The organism is Enterobacter sp. SENG-6 (assembly GCF_001605945.1).
In the GTDB taxonomy this organism is placed as follows: Bacteria; Pseudomonadota; Gammaproteobacteria; order Enterobacterales; family Enterobacteriaceae; genus Enterobacter; species Enterobacter cloacae.
Genome location: NZ_LOMM01000011.1, coordinates 268,775 through 286,385, shown reverse-complemented (window position 1 = coordinate 286,385; position 17,611 = coordinate 268,775). Strand labels below are relative to the sequence as shown.

Genomic DNA, 17,611 nt, shown 5'->3' with positions numbered 1-17,611 from the left:
ATGGACTTGTGGGAAGGGTCACAGAAACAAAAAAGCCCCTGCTTACATCACGCAGGGGCTTACGAGGATTACTGCATCAGAAGATAGATAGAAGTATCACCACGCTGAATATTCAGCGCCAGCACGGATGGTTTGCTGTCGAGAATTTTACGCAGTTCAGCGATGTTTTTCACTGGCTGCTGGTTAGCACCCATGATCACATCACCTTTTTTCAGGCCGATACGGGCTGCCGGGGAATTCGCTTTCACGTTATTCACCACCACGCCTTTATCTGCACCTTTGTTGCTCATCTCCGCCCCTTCAATACCGCTGAAGATGGTGCTGGAATCAACCTGATTCTGACTGCTCTGCTGCAGCTCCAGACTCACGTTAACCGCCTTACCGTCACGCAGCAGGCCGAGGGTGACTTTGCTGCCAATTGGCATTGAACCCACTTCGGCACGCAGGGCGGCAAAACTGCTGATCGATTTACCGTTCAGGGAGGTGATCACATCCCCGGCTTTAATCCCCGCTTTTGCTGCGGAGGAGTTAGGCATAACCTGGCTCACGAACGCGCCGCGCTGGGCGTCAACTTTCATCGCTTTCGCCAGCTCAGAGTTCAGCTCAGTACCCATGATACCCAGCTCACCGCGTTTCACCTGGCCGTACTGCACCATCTGCGCGGTCAGGTTTTTCACCATATTACTTGGGATAGCAAAACCGATACCGATGTTGCCGCCGTCCGGTGCCAGGATGGCAGTGTTAATACCAATCAGCTCACCGTTCAGGTTCACCAGCGCACCGCCGGAGTTACCGCGGTTGATCGCCGCATCCGTCTGGATGAAGTTTTCATAGTTCTCCGCGTTCAGACCGCTACGGCCCAGCGCTGAAACAATCCCCGAAGTCACGGTTTCGCCCAGACCGAACGGGTTACCGATGGCCACGGTGTAGTCACCGACACGCAGCGCGTCGGAGTCGGCAATTTTAATCGCCGTCAGGTTTTTAGGATCCTGAATCTGGATCAGTGCGATATCAGAGCGTGGGTCCTTGCCCACCACTTTGGCGTCAAATTTACGCCCGTCGCTCAGCTGAACCTTAATGCTGTTGGCGTTATCCACCACGTGGTTGTTGGTAACGACATACCCTTTCGCGGCATCAATAATAACCCCCGAGCCAAGCGCCATGAATTTCTGCTGCTGGCCGCCGCCCTGGCCGTCATCCCCTGCGCCACCGCCCTGACAGAACGGAGAACTCTGGAATGGCGAACCGTCCTGGCAGAACGGCGAGTTATCGCCGAAGAACTGCTGGAAGTTACGCGGCATACGCGGCGTATTGACGGTCGTGCTGCCCTCAACGTTAATACTCACCACCGATGGCATCACTTTTTCGAGCATCGGTGCCAGGCTTGGCATCTGCTGCGCGGTTGCTGCCGATGACGCGGTCTCGGCTGCAGTAGCAGTCAGAGGAGACAGCGCTAAACCTAAACTCAGAGCCAGTGCACTCATTGCTAATGTGGTTTTTTTCATGTTTCTCAATCTCGATTTACAGATAACGCAAAATTGCTGTGTAACTCAGATTCGTTTTATACCGCTTAGTTCCGGCGATAAGTTTATGGAAAAAGTAAAAATTTATTGGTCGTCTTTACAAAACTCCGGGATTATTCCACCGCCATCAGCTTGCGGTACTCATCCCAGGCATACAAATCGGTCATTCCGCTGATATAGTCCTGGATGAGACGACAGCGATAATAATATTCGAGCACCGGCCACTGCGGTGAGTGGCGATCCAGTTTGCCGATGGCTTCAACGTAAGCCAGACGATGACGGGTAGAAAGTTTCTGATAAAGCCGGGACTCAATCGGTATTCGTCGCACGCGCTCTTGTTCCACCAGCTCGCTGAATTCATCGACCGACAATTGCAGCAGAGGGCGATATATTTCCAGTAAGCCGCTGATTACCCGGTATCCCTGCAGCTCTAACTGTTCGACATCGGGGTGGCTGAATACATGACGCATCGCGACATGTTTATATAACTCAAGCAACTGGCTGAAGCTACTGTCATCCTCCAGCAAGGCATGATTGAACTCGCCGCTAAAAATCATCGGCAAATTATCAATAAAGCGCGAGGCGGCGTAAGGCACCAGTTTATTTAATGTATTGACCCGCAAATACATAAAGAACTGATCTTCGGTGCTCCGGCTTAATGTATTTGCACGCGATTTTTCCCAGGCATTTTCGACCACCTGGGCAAACAGCGAACCTTTTTCATGTTTCCCCCATGCATCATAAAGATGCTGATAAAGCTCCTCGACGCTAAATATTCTTTTTTCAACCGCGTCTTCCAGGTCAGCAACGCAATAGGAGATGTCATCGGCGGCTTCCATAATCCACGTCAACGGGAAGCGGCCATTTGCAGTCAATGAAAGTTCTTTACGTAACCGCTCAATATAGGCTTCTTCGGAGAGGTAATAGCCCGGCTTTTTCATCAGATAGCTGTGCGAAGCGGGCGTTTCGCCCATCCACCAGGCAGGACGGGTATATTTGAGGATGCATCCCACCTGTGCCCAGGTCAGATTCATGCGCATCAGGGAGTGCACCAGCCGTATCCCCTGCGCATTGCCTTCAAAATGACAGAGATCCTGACGCACTTTACGACGCAGATCGTTTAGCCCGTCTTCGCCTTCACGCAGACGTAAATCCCGCACCACGCAGCGGTCATCACTGAGCGGCTGGCTGACGGCATCCGACGGGAAGAGTCGCTGCCTGAACCAGTCGTTGATCGCCGCCTCACCAAAGTGACCAAACGGGGGATTGCCGATGTCGTGCATCAGGCAGGCCATCTCAACAATACTCTCAAAGGGCCCGGTCAACTCATCCAGACCGTAGGTTTCCAGCAAGCGCTGCTCTTTGAGACGGCTTAAAATCTCTTTGGCAATGTAGCGCCCCACCTGCTGAACTTCCATTGAGTGGGTAAGGCGTGTGCGCACGGCAGCGTTACGCTCAAGCGGAAACACCTGGGTCTTTTGCTGCAGACGACGAATGGCAGGCGAGTTAATGATCCGCCCGCGATCGCTTTCGAAGATACGCAGGATCTCATGTTCGCTCTTTTCACCCTGCGGCGAACGGAAACGTCGGTGCCAGTTAATTTTGGTGCGAAAATCGATCTGTGACATGTGCTCCCCCGCGTGAGAATGCGTTTCCCCTTAAGCGCATGATAGACTATGCATCTTAACAAGGCACATCGCGAGTAAATCTATGAAAATCGGCATTATTGGTGCAATGGAAGAAGAAGTTACGCTGCTGCGTGACAAAATTGAGAACCGTCAGACTCTCTCTCTGGGGGGTTGTGAGATCTATACCGGTCAACTGAACGGTGTTGACGTGGCTCTGCTGAAATCAGGCATCGGTAAGGTTGCTGCTGCGCTGGGCGCAACGCTGTTGCTTGAGCGCTGCAAGCCAGACGTGATCGTTAACACCGGCTCTGCAGGCGGTCTGGCACCGACCCTGAAAGTGGGTGATATCGTCGTCTCCGATGAAGCGCGTTACCACGATGCAGACGTTACCGCATTCGGCTACGAATACGGTCAGCTTCCAGGTTGCCCGGCCGGCTTTAAGGCCGACGATAAGCTGGTTGCGGCGGCAGAAGAGTGCATTGCTGAGCTGAACCTCAACGCCGTACGCGGCCTGATTGTGAGCGGTGATGCCTTCATCAATGGCTCCGTCGGCCTGGCAAAAATCCGTCACAACTTCCCGCAGGCTATCGCCGTTGAGATGGAAGCGACCGCGATTGCCCACGTTTGCCATAATTTCAACGTCCCGTTCGTGGTGGTCCGCGCCATCTCTGACGTGGCCGATCAGCAGTCTCATATCAGCTTCGACGAATTCCTGGTTGTCGCGGCAAAACAGTCCACCGTGATGGTGGAGAGCCTTGTGCAGAAACTGGCTCGTGGCTAAACATGCCATCAGGGCGCTGGTCGCCCTGCTTCTGCTCGCACCGGCCTGGCTCTGCGCCGCGCCGCGTGTGATCACCCTCTCCCCCGCTAACACCGAACTGGCGTTTGCTGCCGGTATCACCCCGGTTGGTGTAAGCAGCTTTTCCAATTACCCACCGCAGGCCGCGCATATTGAACAGGTCGCAACCTGGCAAGGGATGAACCTTGAGCGCATCGTGGCGCTTAAGCCCGATCTCGTGCTCGCCTGGCGTGGCGGCAATGCAGAGCGGCAGGTTAATCAACTGACGTCGCTTGGGATCAAAGTCATGTGGGTGGATGCCGTGAGCATTGAGCAGGTCGCGCAGGCGTTACGCGCTCTGGCACCCTACAGCCCAACCCCGGCTAAAGCCGAGGATGCGGCAAAACAACTGCTCAGTGACTATGCGGCACTCAAAGCAAAATACGATACCCCCGTTAAAAAGCGCATCTTTCTGCAGTTTGGCAGCCAGCCGCTGTTCACCACCGGGAAAGGCTCCATTCAGAATCAGGTCCTGGAAGTGTGTGGCGGAGAAAATATCTTTGCGGCCAGCCGGATACCGTGGCCTCAGGTCAGCCGGGAACAGGTTCTTGCTCGCCGACCACAGGCGATCGTTGTGGTCGGAAATGCGAGCGAGATTCCTAAAATTGAACAATTCTGGCAAAGCCAGCTAAAAATTCCGGTGATCCCTCTCACCAGCGACTGGTTTGAACGCGCCAGCCCGCGTATTATCCTCGCCGCAAAACAACTCTGTGCCGCACTGGCCGAGAGTCATTAACATAAGACCCCCTTCGAGGATTTAACGATGCTCGTTTATTGGCTGGATATTCTTGGCACAGCCGTTTTTGCTATCTCCGGCGTCCTGCTCGCCGGAAAGCTGCGCATGGATCCGTTTGGCGTGCTGGTGCTTGGCGTGGTGACCGCCGTAGGCGGTGGAACGATCCGCGATATGGCGCTGGATAATGGCCCGGTATTTTGGGTGAAAGATCCCACCGATCTGGTGGTGGCGATGGTCACCTGCCTGTTAACCATCGTGCTGGTTCGCCAGCCCCGCCGCTTACCAAAATGGATCCTCCCGGTGCTGGATGCCGTCGGGCTGGCTGTGTTTGTCGGCATTGGGGTGAATAAAGCCTTTAATGCGGGTACAGGGCCCATGGTTGCCATCTGCATGGGCGTGCTGACTGGCGTAGGCGGCGGGATTATTCGCGATATTCTGGCACGAGAAGTGCCGATGATCCTGCGTACCGAAATCTATGCTACGGCCTGCATTATTGGCGGGATTGTACACGCCACGGCGTACTATACCTTTGCGATACCGCTGGAAAATTCAGCCATGCTGGGAATGGTGGTGACGCTGGCGATACGTCTGGCGGCGATACGCTGGCACCTTAAATTGCCGACGTTCGCGCTGGATGAGAATGGAAGATAAACGCAAAACGGTAACCGCAAGGTTACCGTTTTTAATCTTTTCTCCCTCTCCCTGTGGGAGAGGGCCGGTGTGAGGGCATCAGCCCGCCCCCGCTTAAATACTGAACGAAGACCCACACCCGCAGGTGCTGGTGGCATTTGGGTTCGTCACCACAAAGCGTGAACCTTCCAGACCTTCTGTGTAATCTACCGAACCGCCCACCAGATATTGCAGGCTCATCGGGTCAACCACCAGCGCGACGCCCTGTTTCTCGATAGTCATATCGCCGTCGTTAACCTGGTCGTCAAAGGTAAAACCATACTGGAAGCCGCTGCAGCCGCCACCGGTAATATAGACACGCAGTTTCAGATCCGGATTGTCTTCGTCGGCAATCAGGGTTTTCACTTTGTTGGCTGCTGCTTCGGTAAACTCCAGCGGCAACGCTACGTCATCACTCATCTTATGCTCCCATGAATACTGCTACTGCAATTGGGTAAAATTCACCCAATTCTTTTTGTCATTATCTAATACCCTGGTAATTCATTCAAGTATTCTGCATTGCGGCCCGTTCTGCCTCCTGCTTCGCCAGGGTGCGTGCAAGAATAGTGGAGTATAGCGGTTTTCCACCCAGGAATTGGGCTAATAGTGTCGCGCCGAGACAGGTAATGATCATTGGCAAAATGAGCTGGTAATTATCCGTCATCTCCAGCACCAGCACGATGCCGGTCAGCGGCGCGCGCAGGGAGGCCGCCAGCAGCGCTCCCATTCCGGCAACGGCAAAGGTACCCGCATCCAGATGGTATGCCGGAAAACCGACCTCAGCGGCCATACCAAAGGCAGTACCAAGCAGCGTCCCCAGCGCCAGCATCGGGGCAAAGATACCGCCGGGCGCACCGGAGGAAAAACAGAGCACCGTCGTGATGACGCGAGAAATAAACATAAACAGAAGCAGACCCACGCTGAAGTTGCCCGCAGCCGCAATCGGGATCAGCCCGAACCCGCCCCCCGCCGCGTTCGGTTCAATGAACCCCAGCACGCCGCACAAGCCGCCCAGCAGACCGCCCATCAACACCCACTTCGTGGTATTCCCGCCGTGGATGCGCTGGAACATATCCTGCATACGCAGAATAAAAGTGTTAAACAGCGGGCCGACAATGCCGAATATCATGCCGAGGATCAGGTACAGCCACAGCGTGTTGACCGGCGCATTGGTCAGTTTGCCCACTTCGATCACCGGGCTTTCGCCATTGAAAATGCGAAACACAATGCTCGACATGATCACACCGGTAAAGACCGCTTTGATCGAGATAAGGTTGTAACGGAACTGGGCGCGCATCTCTTCGATGATAAACAGGATCCCCGCCAGCGGCGCGTTAAACGCCGCCGAAAGCCCCGCTGCGGCACCTGTCGCCAGCAGCGTATGGCGCGCTTCCGCGCTGCGCATCCGGAACAGATCCCCCACCATGCGCCCGACGTTCCCGCCCAACTGCACGGTTGGCCCCTCTCGGCCCAGCACCATACCCGCACCAAGCGTTCCCATGCCGCCGATAAACTTCACCGGGATGACGCGCCACCAGCGCACCGGGCGCAGCTCTTCCAGCGCGCCTTCAATTTCAGGGATCCCGGAACCGCCCGCTTCCGGCGCAAATTTACGCACCAGAAAGTAGCCCACCATGGCAAATAGCGCGGACAACCCGAACGCCCAGACCCAGACCAGCCATCCTTTGTCGGCGAAACCGGCCACCGTACCAATACGCCAGTTCAGCACCGCATTGACTGCCTTTTCAAAGGCGACGCCCGCCAGCCCGGCGAGCGTACCGACTACAGCGGCGGCCAGTAAAATGGCCAGCGGTGTCTTATCGCGGTTGAGCAAGCGCCGGATACTGATCCGGTGTTGCGCGCGTCGGAACTGTTGTTCTTCAAACGAGGGAGAGTCTGCTTTCATTACCATGTCTTTTCGTCATACAAATCGCCGCAGGGATTTTACCAGAGTGCGTCAGGTCGTCCCGTGAAAAATACTTAAAAATTGTTTAGCAATGAAAGGGGGCAAAAATTTCATTACCTTCCGCGGATCACTTAGAATAGTGTGCTTAATCATTTTATACGAACCAGGAACGACGCCATGAGCAAGTCTGAAAACCTCTACAGTGCAGCCCGCGAGCTTATCCCGGGCGGCGTGAACTCGCCTGTTCGCGCCTTTACCGGCGTAGGCGGAACGCCGCTGTTTATTGAACGTGCTGATGGCGCGTACCTGTTTGATGTCGACGGCAAGGCCTATATCGATTACGTCGGCTCCTGGGGCCCGATGGTGCTGGGTCACAACCACCCTGCCATCCGCAATGCGGTGATTGAAGCGGCCCAGCGCGGCCTGAGCTTCGGCGCGCCTACCGAGATGGAAGTCAAAATGGCGGAGCTGGTGACCGAGCTGGTGCCAACCATGGACATGGTGCGTATGGTGAACTCCGGTACCGAAGCCACCATGAGTGCTATTCGTCTGGCGCGCGGCTTTACCGGTCGTGACAAAATCATCAAGTTTGAAGGCTGCTACCACGGCCATGCGGACTGCCTGCTGGTGAAAGCGGGTTCCGGCGCACTGACCCTTGGCCAGCCAAACTCCCCGGGCGTACCGGCTGATTTCGCGAAACACACCCTGACCTGCACCTATAACGATCTGAACACCGTTCGTGCGGCATTCGAGCAGTATCCACAGGAGATCGCCTGCATCATCGTTGAGCCGGTTGCGGGCAACATGAACTGCATTCCACCGCAGCCCGATTTCCTGCCGGGCCTGCGCGCCCTGTGCGATGAATTTGGCGCGCTGCTGATTATCGACGAAGTGATGACCGGTTTCCGCGTCGCGCTCGCGGGTGCCCAGTCTTATTACGGCGTAGAGCCGGATCTGACCTGTCTCGGCAAAATCATCGGCGGCGGTATGCCGGTGGGCGCATTCGGGGGGCGCAAGGATGTGATGGAAGCCCTGGCACCAACGGGGCCGGTTTACCAGGCGGGTACGCTCTCCGGTAACCCGATTGCTATGGCAGCGGGCTTCGCCTGCCTGACAGAAGTCTCCCAGCCGGGCATTCACGAAACCCTGACTGAGCGCACGACGCAGCTGGCAAACGGTCTGCTGGAAGCGGCTGAAGAGGCGGGTATTCCGCTGGTGGTAAACCACGTGGGCGGGATGTTCGGGATCTTCTTCACGGAAGCTCAAACCGTGACAAGCTATCAGGACGTGGTGAAGTGCGACGTTGAACGCTTCAAGCGTTTCTTCCACCTGATGCTGGAAGAAGGCGTCTACCTGGCGCCGTCAGCTTTTGAAGCTGGTTTTATGTCCGTGGCGCACAGCGAAGAGGATATCAATAACACCATCGACGCGGCGCGTAAGGTGTTTGCGAAGTTGTAAGCACGTGCGGCGTGATGCCCTCACCCCGGCCCTCTCCCACAGGGAGAGGGAGCAAACCCTAAAACGTCAATCTTAGGATTGACGTTTACTTTTATTACCGACTCTGCTTTCTCAACAGATAAATAAAATACGGCGCGCCGATAAAGGTCGACAGCAAACCCGCCGGGATCTGATACGGGAACAGCACCATTCTTCCGCACCAGTCCGCCACCACCAGCATCACTCCGCCCGTCAGGGCAGACATCACGATATGCGGCATCGTCCGACGAAATCCCATCATTCTGGCGATATGCGGCGCCATCAACCCGACAAAACTCAGTGGACCAATGGTCATGGTGGCCGTGGCCGTCAGGCACGCCGCCAGCAGTAACAGCGCGACGCGCGTTGGCGTTAACGCCATGCCGACCGCACGTGCGGTTTCGCCCCCCAGCGGCAGGATCGTCATCCAGCGGCGGCAAAGGGGCACAATCGCCAGCAGCACGATCATCACGATCCCGGAATGCACCACCTGACTGCCGGTAGCGTTGTACGTTGAGCCGGAGATCCAGGTCAGGATCTTCGCCATCCGCGGATCGCCGCTCGCCTGCAGCATCATCAGCAGCATGGTAAAGGCGGTGCTGAGCGCCATCCCGGCCAGCAGCATCCGGTGAGGCGAAAACCCGCCGCGGCCTGACGCAATCAGAATAATCATCAGCGTCACCGCCGCCCCGATGCTTCCGGCAGGCATCAGCCAGCCAAAGGCATTTCCCGGCACAAGGAACAGCATCAGCACCACGCCAAACGCGGCTCCCGAACTGATACCCAGCACTTCCGGGCTGGCCATCGGGTTGCCGGTCAGGCGCTGGATAATACAGCCCGCGACCGCCAGCATCACCCCGGCAATCAACGCCGAGAGGATCCGCGGCCAGCGCCACTGCAGCAGTTCCTGGAGCAAATCGCCCGTTGCCCAGTGCCAGCCCGTCGCATCACGCCCGAAAGCAAGCGCCACAAACGAGACGATAATCAGCACCGCCAGCCCGGTGAGGCTGAACCACAGCACCGACTGACGCTCGGCATAAACTTTATCCCCCGCGTCCATCGCGGGAGCGCTCATGCTTCGCAGACGTGGCAACAACCACAGCAACAGCGGCGCGCCAACCAGTGCCGTTACCGACCCGGTAGAGACTTCCATCCAGACACGCGCCAGCCAGAGAATGATTTGATCGGAAAGCCAGAGGATCAGCGCTCCAATCAGTGGGGCCAGCAGCAGTCGCGCCAGCAGGCGACGCGCACCGAGCATTTTTGCCAGCAGCGGGGCAAACAACCCGATAAAGCCGATAATCCCAACCGCATTAACCAGCAATGCGCTGAGGACAATCGCCAGCGTCAGCGCCGCCAGACGCGCCAGGGAGAGCGCCAGCCCCAGATTGCGGGCTACGCCGTCATCCAGCCCCATCAGCGTCAGCGGACGTAACAACAGCAGCGTCAACATGGCGCCGCCAACAAGCTGCGGCCACAGACGCTGCACAATACTCCAGTCGGTCTGGGTCAGCGTGCCGGTACTCCACAGGAACATGCTTTGCAGCTGATCGTGATGAAACAGCACCAGCAGCTGGTTGATTGCCCCACAGTAGAGGCTCACCACCAGCCCTGCGAGGATCAGCGTCACTGGCGAGAGGCGTTTCCCCCACGCCACGCCGAAGACCAGCGCGCCTATCACGCACGCGCCCGCAAGCGCGGCAAACTGCGAGGTTAACGCGCCAGGCAGTGCCCACAGCGTGGTCACCGTGATCCCAAGCTGGGCGCCGGTCGCGACGCCAAGCGTTGTAGGCTCGGCCAGCGGGTTACGCAAAACCTGCTGGAACAAGACGCCCACCAGCCCTAACCCGGCCCCGACCAGCAGCGAAATCGCCAGACGCGGCAGCAGGCTGTAGTGGAACAGCATTTGCTGAATATTATCGATATCCGGCGTAGCCAGGGCCGCGCCCCACTGCCCGCGCGGTAAGGCGATCGAGAGGTTAAACCAGGTCAAAGCCAGCGCGGTCAGGAAAATCAGAGCCAGCAACAGCGCCGGGAAACGGGCAATACGTGTACTCATGCTTTTCCCCCCAGCGCGTTATCCAGCACCCGGGCGAAGTGCATGGCCGACAGCGTCGCGCCGTAGAACCAGACCGCCGGTGCACGCGTAAAGCGTTGCTCACGCACGAACGGCATCGCCTGCCACAACGGTGTCGCCATCAGCGCCTGCATTTCACGCTCGTTGCCGTGATCGAAGCACAGCACGTCCACATCGCGGAACGCCGCCAGACGATCGATACCGACGGCGGTGCTGCCCCAGAAGGTCATCTCCCCTTCCCAGGCATTAGGAATGCCAAAGCTATCGAGCACTTCCTGGAACAGACAGTTTTTGCCGAAGACCAGCATATGGCGCGCATCCAGCAGCGTCACCATCAGCAGCGGGCGGTCTCCGCGATGGGCAAAACGCGGCTTCAGGGCGTCAATCAGAGCATCAAACTCTGCGAAATGTTGTTTGGCTTCCGCCTCACGGTTGAGGAAATGCGCCATCTCGTTGATGGAGTTTTTCGCCATCGTCAGCGGTTTTTTACCGTCACTGAAGGAGAACCCCCGCCCAGGCGCAATACGCGCCATTGTCTCTTCTGACGGGCCATAACCCGCGGACCAGAACAGAAATGACGGCTTCATCTGCGTCAGCAGCTCAAGGTTAGGCTCCGTACGCAGACCAATATCAATGACCGAATCGGGTAGCGCCGGCTCGTTCACCCACAGCCGGTAGTTGGGAATATCGGCCACGCCATACGGCGTGACGCCCAGCGCCATCATCAGTTCAACAGGCAGCCACTCCAGCGCCACAATACGGTGCGGATCGACGGCAGCAGCCCGCGCGAGGTTCATCTTTAACAGCAGCGGTGAAAGTGCCATGGCCGTCAGCAGGCGACGGCGGCTCAACAAGGTAGAATTCAGCATCAGTAAACAAAGCTCACCGGAGCAGCCCCGCCAGGATGGGGCAGGATACCCATAGGAATACCGTAAATGTGTTCCAGCGTTTCGCTCCGCATCAGTTCAGACGGCGAACCCTCGGCAATCATCTCCCCGCCGCGAAGGGCGACAAGATAATCACAGTAGCGCGCCGCCATGTTGATATCGTGCAGCACCGCAATAACCGTCAGGCCACGCTGCTGGCTCAGGCGGTGCACCAGCGCGAGAACATCAACCTGGTGAGCAATATCCAGTGCGGAAGTGGGTTCGTCGAGCAGCAGGCAGCGGCTGTCCTGCGCGACCAGCATCGCAATCCACGCGCGCTGACGTTCGCCCCCGGAAAGGCTGTCGACCAGACGGTGCGCCAGCGGCTTTAATCCTACCAGCGCAATCGCTTCTTCCACTTTCTCTCTGTCGGCGACACCGAAGCGCCCGAGTGCGCCATGCCACGGATAACGCCCGATTGCCACCAGCTCACGCACCGTCATCCCTTCCGCCTGGGGCAATTGCTGCGGCAGATAGGCGACTTTGCGCGCAAAGGCTTTACTGCTCCAGCTCTCCAGAGGCTGTTCGTCCAGCAAAATATCCCCTTCAGAAGGCGGCTGATGACGGCCCAGCATTTTAAGTAACGTCGATTTACCGGAACCATTGTGACCAATCAGGCCGGTAACTTTACCTGCGGGGAACGTCAACGAGAGCGGATGCAGCAAGGTGCGCCCGGGAACACGAAAGGAGAGTTGATTGAGCGTAAAGGTGGTATCGGATTGCGTTTTATTATCCTGCATATCAGCCAACTTAAATAAAAAGGGCACGGCGAACCGTGCCCGAAGAGAGATTAGAAGCGGAAGGTCGCGGTAGCCACAACCTGACGTCCTGCTCCCCAGTAGCATGCGTATTCGCTATAGCAGCTGGAAACGTACTCGCGGTCAAAGATATTGTTCACGTTAACGCCAACTGAAGAGCCCGGCAGCCCAAAACGCGCCAGATCGTATTTCACCGTCGCGTCCGCCAGCGCGTAACCCGCGACGTTAAACGATTCGTAGGCTTTCGGAGACGTTGAGGAGTAGTAGGAAACGGTGTTGCCGATATAGCGCGCACCCGCCCCCAGCGTCAGACCGCTCAGTGCCGTCTCGTGGAAGGTGTAATCCGCCCACAGAGAGGCCATGTTACGTGGCACTTCCGCCGGGCGGCGGCCTTCAAACCAGGTATCGTGAGTGTATTTCGCATCGGTGAAGCTGTACGAGGCAGTCACATTCACATTGGCTGATACGGCCGCTTTCGCTTCCAGCTCAACACCACGGGAACGAATTTCGCCCCCTTGTACGCTGAAGCCGCTGGTCGGGTTGGCCGGATCGGCCGTCAGGTTATTGTTTTTGGTCAGCTGATACACCGCTGCCGTGACCACAACGGGCAGATCTTTCGGTACGTATTTCACACCGGCTTCATACTGCTTGCCGCGTGCCGGATCGAACGGTTTTCCGCCCTGAGTGGTACCCGAAATCGGTTCGAATGATTCGCTATAGCTGAAGTACGGCGTGATACCGTTGTCGAACAGGTAGTTAATCCCGCCACGCCAGGTGAATGCCTGATCGTTAATTTCCGCGGTAGTACCGGTAGTACGGGTCAGCGCAGAGGTTTTCGCAAAATCATAGCGACCACCCATTGTCAGTACCCACTTATCCCACTCAGCCTGATCCTGAGCGTACAGACCAGTTTGTTCCTGACGATTAAGCACTTTGTACAGGTAGTAAACATCGACGTTCGGATTGCCGTACGCAGGCTTTGTCATGCTGATCGGATCGGCAGTACCGTAGTCTGCGTTGATGTCATTACGCATACGAAGGTAATCGACCCCGGTTAACAGGGTATGATCCACAGCGCCGGTGGCGAATTTTGACTGGAGCTGAGTATCCACGGTGAACGAGTTGAGATCTTCGTCTGAACGTACATACGCGCGGCTGATTTGCGCCGGGGCAATATAGCCGTTGCCGTAGACGGAACGATACAGCGTGTTGATTTTGGTGTAGCGCAGGTTTTGACGCAGGGTAAAGGTGTCATCAAACGCATGCGAGAAGCTGTATCCCACCATTTTCTGGCGACGGGCGATCTTGTTGTCCTCTTCCCCTTCGTTGAAATTGGTCGGCAGCTTGTGCGCTTTACCGTTGGCATCATAGTAAGGCACAACGGTACCTTCCCGCGGCAGCCAGCCGTAATAGCCCGCATCCGGATCGCTCTGGAAGTTACTCAGGAAAGTGAAATCGGTTTTATCGTCAGGACGCCAGCTGAAAGCCGGTGCAATGGCATAGCGGGTGGATTTGGCCATCTCCTGCTGCGCATTTTCACTACGTCCCAGACCGGTCAGGCGGTATGACCACACGCCGTCATCATCAATTGCATCGCTGAAATCAAACCCGGTCTGCCACAGGTTATCGGTGCCCATCTTGAACTGAATTTCTTTCAGCGGCTCAGTGGTCGGTCGCTTGCTGACCATGCTCACAACACCGCCCGGATGGCTTTTGCCGTACAGTACAGATGTTGGGCCACGCAGCAGCTCCACGCGCTCAAGGAAGTACGGATCCATGGACGCTTCAGAATAGTTATCGCCCTGCAGCTTCATCCCATCGAGATACTGGTTGGTATTCACGGTGCTGGAAGTGGTGAAACCACGAATCGACACCACATCATATGTCGTTGAGGCGCCGCGGGTGGCAAAAACGCTCGGCGTATACGCCAGCGCTTGCTTCACCGTTCCCGGCTGCTTCATGTCAATTTCTTCACGCGTGACGACGGAAATCGACTGCGGCGTCTTTTCTATAGGTGTATCGGTCTTGGTTGCCGTTGCGGTACGTTTCGCCGCAATCGTTGGTGCTGGCCCCCAGGCACTTTCCTGTGCAGCCGGAGCGGCAGTGACAGTGATGGTTTCTTCTTTTTTCGGGGTTTCGGCAGCATGGGTATAAGCAGACATGCCGGCAACCGCTGTGGCTACGACAACTGCGATTTTACGCAGCGACGTGTTAATTGGCTGAGCAGTATTGGAAAGCGCCATGGTGTATCTCTGATAGAAAAGTGAATGATAACGTAAACGAGAATTATTATTATGACCGCAGCATAATAGGCGAAACGTTGGCTGCATAGCAAGCAGGAAGCGGCCCTACGAGAATTAAGGGTTTAAGAAATAACCAGGAGAAAACGAAGGGTTAATCAGAATTAAAACGAGGGTTAATAAAATGGGGAAAACGGGTAAAAAAATCCCCCCTTTCGGGGGGACCTTGAACGGTTAGTTACCGCCGAACATATCTCTAATCCAGCCCGCGACACCGTCGCTGTCTTTCTTCTCGTTCTGCTGCTGCGGCTGTTGTTGTTGCTGCGGCTGCTGAGGCTGAGAAGACTGGTCGAACGGGTTGCCCGTCGGCTGCTCTGGCTGGCTCTGCTGGCACAGGGAATCCGGGTTCGTTGTCCAGACAGGCAAGGTACGCATACCGCCGCCACAGACAAAGTTTCCGGAACTGTCCACGCCCATATCCACGATATCCTCCGGCGCAACCAGGTTTAGCGGCACCGGAGACTGATTCGCCAGATAACGCTGGTAAATCGACATCGCCCCGCTCGCACCATACAGTTTGGTTGGCTGGTTGTTGTCACGGCCCACCCAGGTGATCACCACTTCACGACCATCGATACCGGCAAACCAGGTATCGACGTTGTTGTTGGTCGTCCCGGTTTTGCCCGCCAGATGCAGGCCCGGATACTTCGCCCCCAGCTGACGGCCGGTACCACGCTGCACAACCTGCTGCATCGTCCACAGCGTCATGTAGGCTGCCTGCGCCGGAACGGCGCGTTCCGCCTGCGGGAAGCTCTGATACAGCACGGAGCCATCTTCGGCAATCACCGAGCGCAGGGCTGACAGCGGTGCACGGTTACCACCGCTGGCAATGGTCTGGAACGCCTGTGCCACTTCGATTGGCGTCAGGTTTAACGCCCCCAGGATCATGGCTGGTACAGGGTGCAGCTGATCTTTGGCGACGCCCAGTTTCTGCCAGGTGTCGACAATCGCCGGCAGACCCAGTGCCATCCCCAGGTTTACCGTCGGCACGTTCATGGAGCGGGTCAACGCATCCACCAGCATTACCTGGCCGCTGAACTGTTTATCATCGTTCTGCGGTGACCAGACCTGGCCGTTAGGCTGACGCAGGGAGATCGGCGCGTCGGCAATCCAGGTATTCAGGCGATACAGATTTGGCTGGCTCAGGGCAGTGAGATAGGTTGCTGGCTTCGCCAGTGAACCGATCGAACGACGCGCCTGCATAGCACGGTTGTAGCCTGCAAACTGCGGCTCAGCCCCGCCCACCATCGCACGGACTTCACCCGTGTTACGGTCAACCACCACCATCGCGGTTTCCAGATCGCTCAGCTTACGCTGTTTCTTCAGCGCCGGAATGCCCTCAACGGCTGCTTTTTCTGCCGCATCCTGCGCCACGGAGTCAAAGGTGGTAAAGATCTTCACGCCGGAGAGATCTTTCACTTTATCACCGAGCTTGCTCTGCAGCTCCTGACGCACCAGCTGCATAAACGCAGGCTGAGGCGAAATTACACCGCCGCGCGGCTGCACGCCAAGCGGACGTGCGCTCAGCATGTCGTACAGCTCCTGGTCAATCACCTGCTGTTGTTGCAGCAGACGCAGCACCAGGTTACGACGCTCCAGCGCCAGTTTCGGGTTACGCCACGGGTTATAGATGGACGCCCCTTTCACCATACCCACCAGCAGCGCCTGCTGGTCCAGGCTCAGCTCTTCCACCGGACGTCCAAAGTAGTACAGGCTCGCCAGCGGGAAACCGCGGATTTCGTTATCACCGCTCTGACCGAGATAGACCTCGTTCATATACAGCTCAAGGATACGATCCTTGCTGTAACGCGCATCCATCAGCACGGCCATGTACGCTTCGTTGGCTTTACGCCAGTAAGAGCGCTCGCTGGAGAGGAACAGGTTCTTCACCAGCTGCTGGGTAAGCGTACTTGCCCCCTGTACCGTACGGCCCGCCGTCAGGTTGGCCAGCACCGCACGACCAATGGAGTAGAGGCTGATACCATCGTGCTCATAGAAGTGACGGTCTTCGGTTGCCAGCAGCGTGTCCACCAGCAGGTCCGGGAAACCGTTACGGGCGACGAACAGACGCTGTTCACCATTCGCCGAAGAGAGCATGGTGATAAGACGCGGATCGAGACGGAAGAAACCGAACTGGCGGTTGTTATCCATGTTCTCGATGGTTTCCAGACGATCGCCGTCAAAGGTCAGACGCGCACGCACCTGCCCCTCTTTGCTGTCCGGGAAATCGAACGGACGACGGATCATCTCAATGCTTTTCGCCTGCACGGTAAATTCGCCAGGACGCGTCATTTTCGACACCTGACGATACTGGGTGGCCTCCAGCAGTTTCACCATCTCGTTCTTACTGATCGACATGTCAGGCTCAAGGTTCACCATGCGGCCATACACTGCCGCCGGCAATTGCCAGACTTTTCCGTCGATGCGGCTGCGGATCTTCTGATCCAGATAAACGCCGTAGATCGCCATCAGTACAACAAAAACAATGAACAGCTTCAGCAGCAGCCAGAACCAGCCGCGTTTACCCCGAGGCTTACGCCCTTTGCCTTTTCCTTTACGCGGCATCGGTTCTTCATCCTCATAATCGTCTTCATAGTCATCGTCATAATCCTCATCTCTGAGGCGACGACGGCTCACCTTTTCTTTGGCCGGACGCGTTGGTTTTCCCTTACGCCCAATTGGCTCGCGGTCATTCCCCGCCATGCTTTTTCTCCGCAACGTTCAGGCGCAAAGGCCCGATTCTCATTTCTTCCACTGACCTGTGAAAGAAGAAA

Annotated in this window: 13 protein-coding genes; 4 read left to right on the top strand and 9 right to left on the bottom strand. The window is 56.7% G+C overall.

What is annotated here, in order from left to right:
• Positions 1-68: 68 nt before the first annotated feature.
• Both degP and dgt read right to left on the bottom strand, forming a co-directional pair.
• Positions 69-1,505 carry a serine endoprotease DegP gene (gene degP / locus AX755_RS07650; RefSeq protein WP_062856557.1) on the bottom strand — a complete coding sequence of 479 codons (1,437 nt, stop codon included), beginning with the start codon at positions 1,503-1,505 and terminating at the stop codon, positions 69-71.
• A gap of 131 nt (positions 1,506-1,636) precedes the next feature.
• A complete protein-coding gene (gene dgt, locus AX755_RS07645; RefSeq protein WP_013095647.1) occupies positions 1,637-3,151 on the bottom strand; it encodes a dGTPase in 1,515 nt (504 codons plus the stop codon).
• A gap of 82 nt (positions 3,152-3,233) precedes the next feature.
• Between dgt and mtnN the strand changes: the two genes are divergently transcribed.
• Genes mtnN through AX755_RS07630 form a run of 3 tightly spaced genes read left to right on the top strand, consistent with a single transcriptional unit; the run spans position 3,234 to position 5,376 of the window.
• Entirely contained in the window at positions 3,234-3,932 is a 699-nt protein-coding gene (mtnN, locus tag AX755_RS07640; protein ID WP_013095646.1) for a 5'-methylthioadenosine/S-adenosylhomocysteine nucleosidase, read from the top strand.
• Positions 3,925-4,725: a vitamin B12 ABC transporter substrate-binding protein BtuF gene (gene btuF / locus AX755_RS07635; RefSeq protein ID WP_023620756.1), complete on the top strand. Its 801-nt coding sequence runs from the start codon at positions 3,925-3,927 to the stop codon at positions 4,723-4,725. Before mtnN ends, btuF begins: the two co-directional genes overlap by 8 nt.
• A 27-nt stretch (positions 4,726-4,752) precedes the next feature.
• A complete protein-coding gene (locus AX755_RS07630) occupies positions 4,753-5,376 on the top strand; it encodes a TRIC cation channel family protein (RefSeq protein ID WP_013095644.1) in 624 nt (207 codons plus the stop codon).
• 93 nt (positions 5,377-5,469) lie between these two features.
• Here the strand turns inward: AX755_RS07630 and erpA are convergent, their stop codons facing one another.
• Both erpA and clcA read right to left on the bottom strand, forming a co-directional pair.
• Positions 5,470-5,814, bottom strand: coding sequence for an iron-sulfur cluster insertion protein ErpA (erpA, locus tag AX755_RS07625; RefSeq protein ID WP_013095643.1), 345 nt, complete (start codon positions 5,812-5,814; stop codon positions 5,470-5,472).
• Between the two features lie 85 nt (positions 5,815-5,899).
• On the bottom strand, positions 5,900-7,300 hold the full coding sequence (clcA, locus tag AX755_RS07620) for a H(+)/Cl(-) exchange transporter ClcA (RefSeq protein ID WP_038418710.1): 1,401 nt from the start codon (positions 7,298-7,300) through the stop codon (positions 5,900-5,902).
• Between the two features lie 177 nt (positions 7,301-7,477).
• Between clcA and hemL the strand changes: the two genes are divergently transcribed.
• A complete protein-coding gene (gene hemL, locus AX755_RS07615) occupies positions 7,478-8,758 on the top strand; it encodes a glutamate-1-semialdehyde 2,1-aminomutase (RefSeq protein ID WP_038981245.1) in 1,281 nt (426 codons plus the stop codon).
• A gap of 94 nt (positions 8,759-8,852) precedes the next feature.
• Here the strand turns inward: hemL and fhuB are convergent, their stop codons facing one another.
• The 5 genes from fhuB to mrcB form a co-directional block, all read right to left on the bottom strand.
• Complete coding sequence (gene fhuB / locus AX755_RS07610; protein ID WP_062856556.1) at positions 8,853-10,835, bottom strand: Fe(3+)-hydroxamate ABC transporter permease FhuB; 1,983 nt, start codon at positions 10,833-10,835, stop codon at positions 8,853-8,855.
• The gene (gene fhuD / locus AX755_RS07605) at positions 10,832-11,722 is read right to left on the bottom strand and encodes a Fe(3+)-hydroxamate ABC transporter substrate-binding protein FhuD (RefSeq protein WP_013095639.1); all 891 of its coding nucleotides are present in this window, start codon (positions 11,720-11,722) and stop codon (positions 10,832-10,834) included. The genes fhuB and fhuD overlap by 4 nt, the downstream gene beginning before the upstream one ends.
• Positions 11,722-12,519, bottom strand: a complete 798-nt coding sequence (gene fhuC, locus AX755_RS07600) for a Fe3+-hydroxamate ABC transporter ATP-binding protein FhuC (protein ID WP_023620747.1) — start codon at positions 12,517-12,519, stop codon at positions 11,722-11,724. Before fhuC ends, fhuD begins: the two co-directional genes overlap by 1 nt.
• A 50-nt stretch (positions 12,520-12,569) precedes the next feature.
• Entirely contained in the window at positions 12,570-14,780 is a 2,211-nt protein-coding gene (gene fhuA, locus AX755_RS07595; RefSeq protein WP_038981238.1) for a ferrichrome porin FhuA, read from the bottom strand.
• A 231-nt stretch (positions 14,781-15,011) separates the two neighbouring features.
• The gene (mrcB, locus tag AX755_RS07590) at positions 15,012-17,540 is read right to left on the bottom strand and encodes a bifunctional glycosyl transferase/transpeptidase (protein ID WP_038981237.1); all 2,529 of its coding nucleotides are present in this window, start codon (positions 17,538-17,540) and stop codon (positions 15,012-15,014) included.
• Positions 17,541-17,611: the final 71 nt, after the last annotated feature.

Coding starts and splice junctions, on each gene's coding strand:
- degP (WP_062856557.1), bottom strand. CDS start 1,505: ATGAAAAAAACCACATTAGCAATGAGTGCACTGGCTCTGAGTTTAGGT.
- dgt (WP_013095647.1), bottom strand. CDS start 3,151: ATGTCACAGATCGATTTTCGCACCAAAATTAACTGGCACCGACGTTTC.
- mtnN (WP_013095646.1), top strand. CDS start 3,234: ATGAAAATCGGCATTATTGGTGCAATGGAAGAAGAAGTTACGCTGCTG.
- AX755_RS07630 (WP_013095644.1), top strand. CDS start 4,753: ATGCTCGTTTATTGGCTGGATATTCTTGGCACAGCCGTTTTTGCTATC.
- erpA (WP_013095643.1), bottom strand. CDS start 5,814: ATGAGTGATGACGTAGCGTTGCCGCTGGAGTTTACCGAAGCAGCAGCC.
- clcA (WP_038418710.1), bottom strand. CDS start 7,300: ATGAAAGCAGACTCTCCCTCGTTTGAAGAACAACAGTTCCGACGCGCG.
- hemL (WP_038981245.1), top strand. CDS start 7,478: ATGAGCAAGTCTGAAAACCTCTACAGTGCAGCCCGCGAGCTTATCCCG.
- fhuB (WP_062856556.1), bottom strand. CDS start 10,835: ATGAGTACACGTATTGCCCGTTTCCCGGCGCTGTTGCTGGCTCTGATT.
- fhuD (WP_013095639.1), bottom strand. CDS start 11,722: ATGCTGAATTCTACCTTGTTGAGCCGCCGTCGCCTGCTGACGGCCATG.
- fhuC (WP_023620747.1), bottom strand. CDS start 12,519: ATGCAGGATAATAAAACGCAATCCGATACCACCTTTACGCTCAATCAA.
- fhuA (WP_038981238.1), bottom strand. CDS start 14,780: ATGGCGCTTTCCAATACTGCTCAGCCAATTAACACGTCGCTGCGTAAA.
- mrcB (WP_038981237.1), bottom strand. CDS start 17,540: ATGGCGGGGAATGACCGCGAGCCAATTGGGCGTAAGGGAAAACCAACG.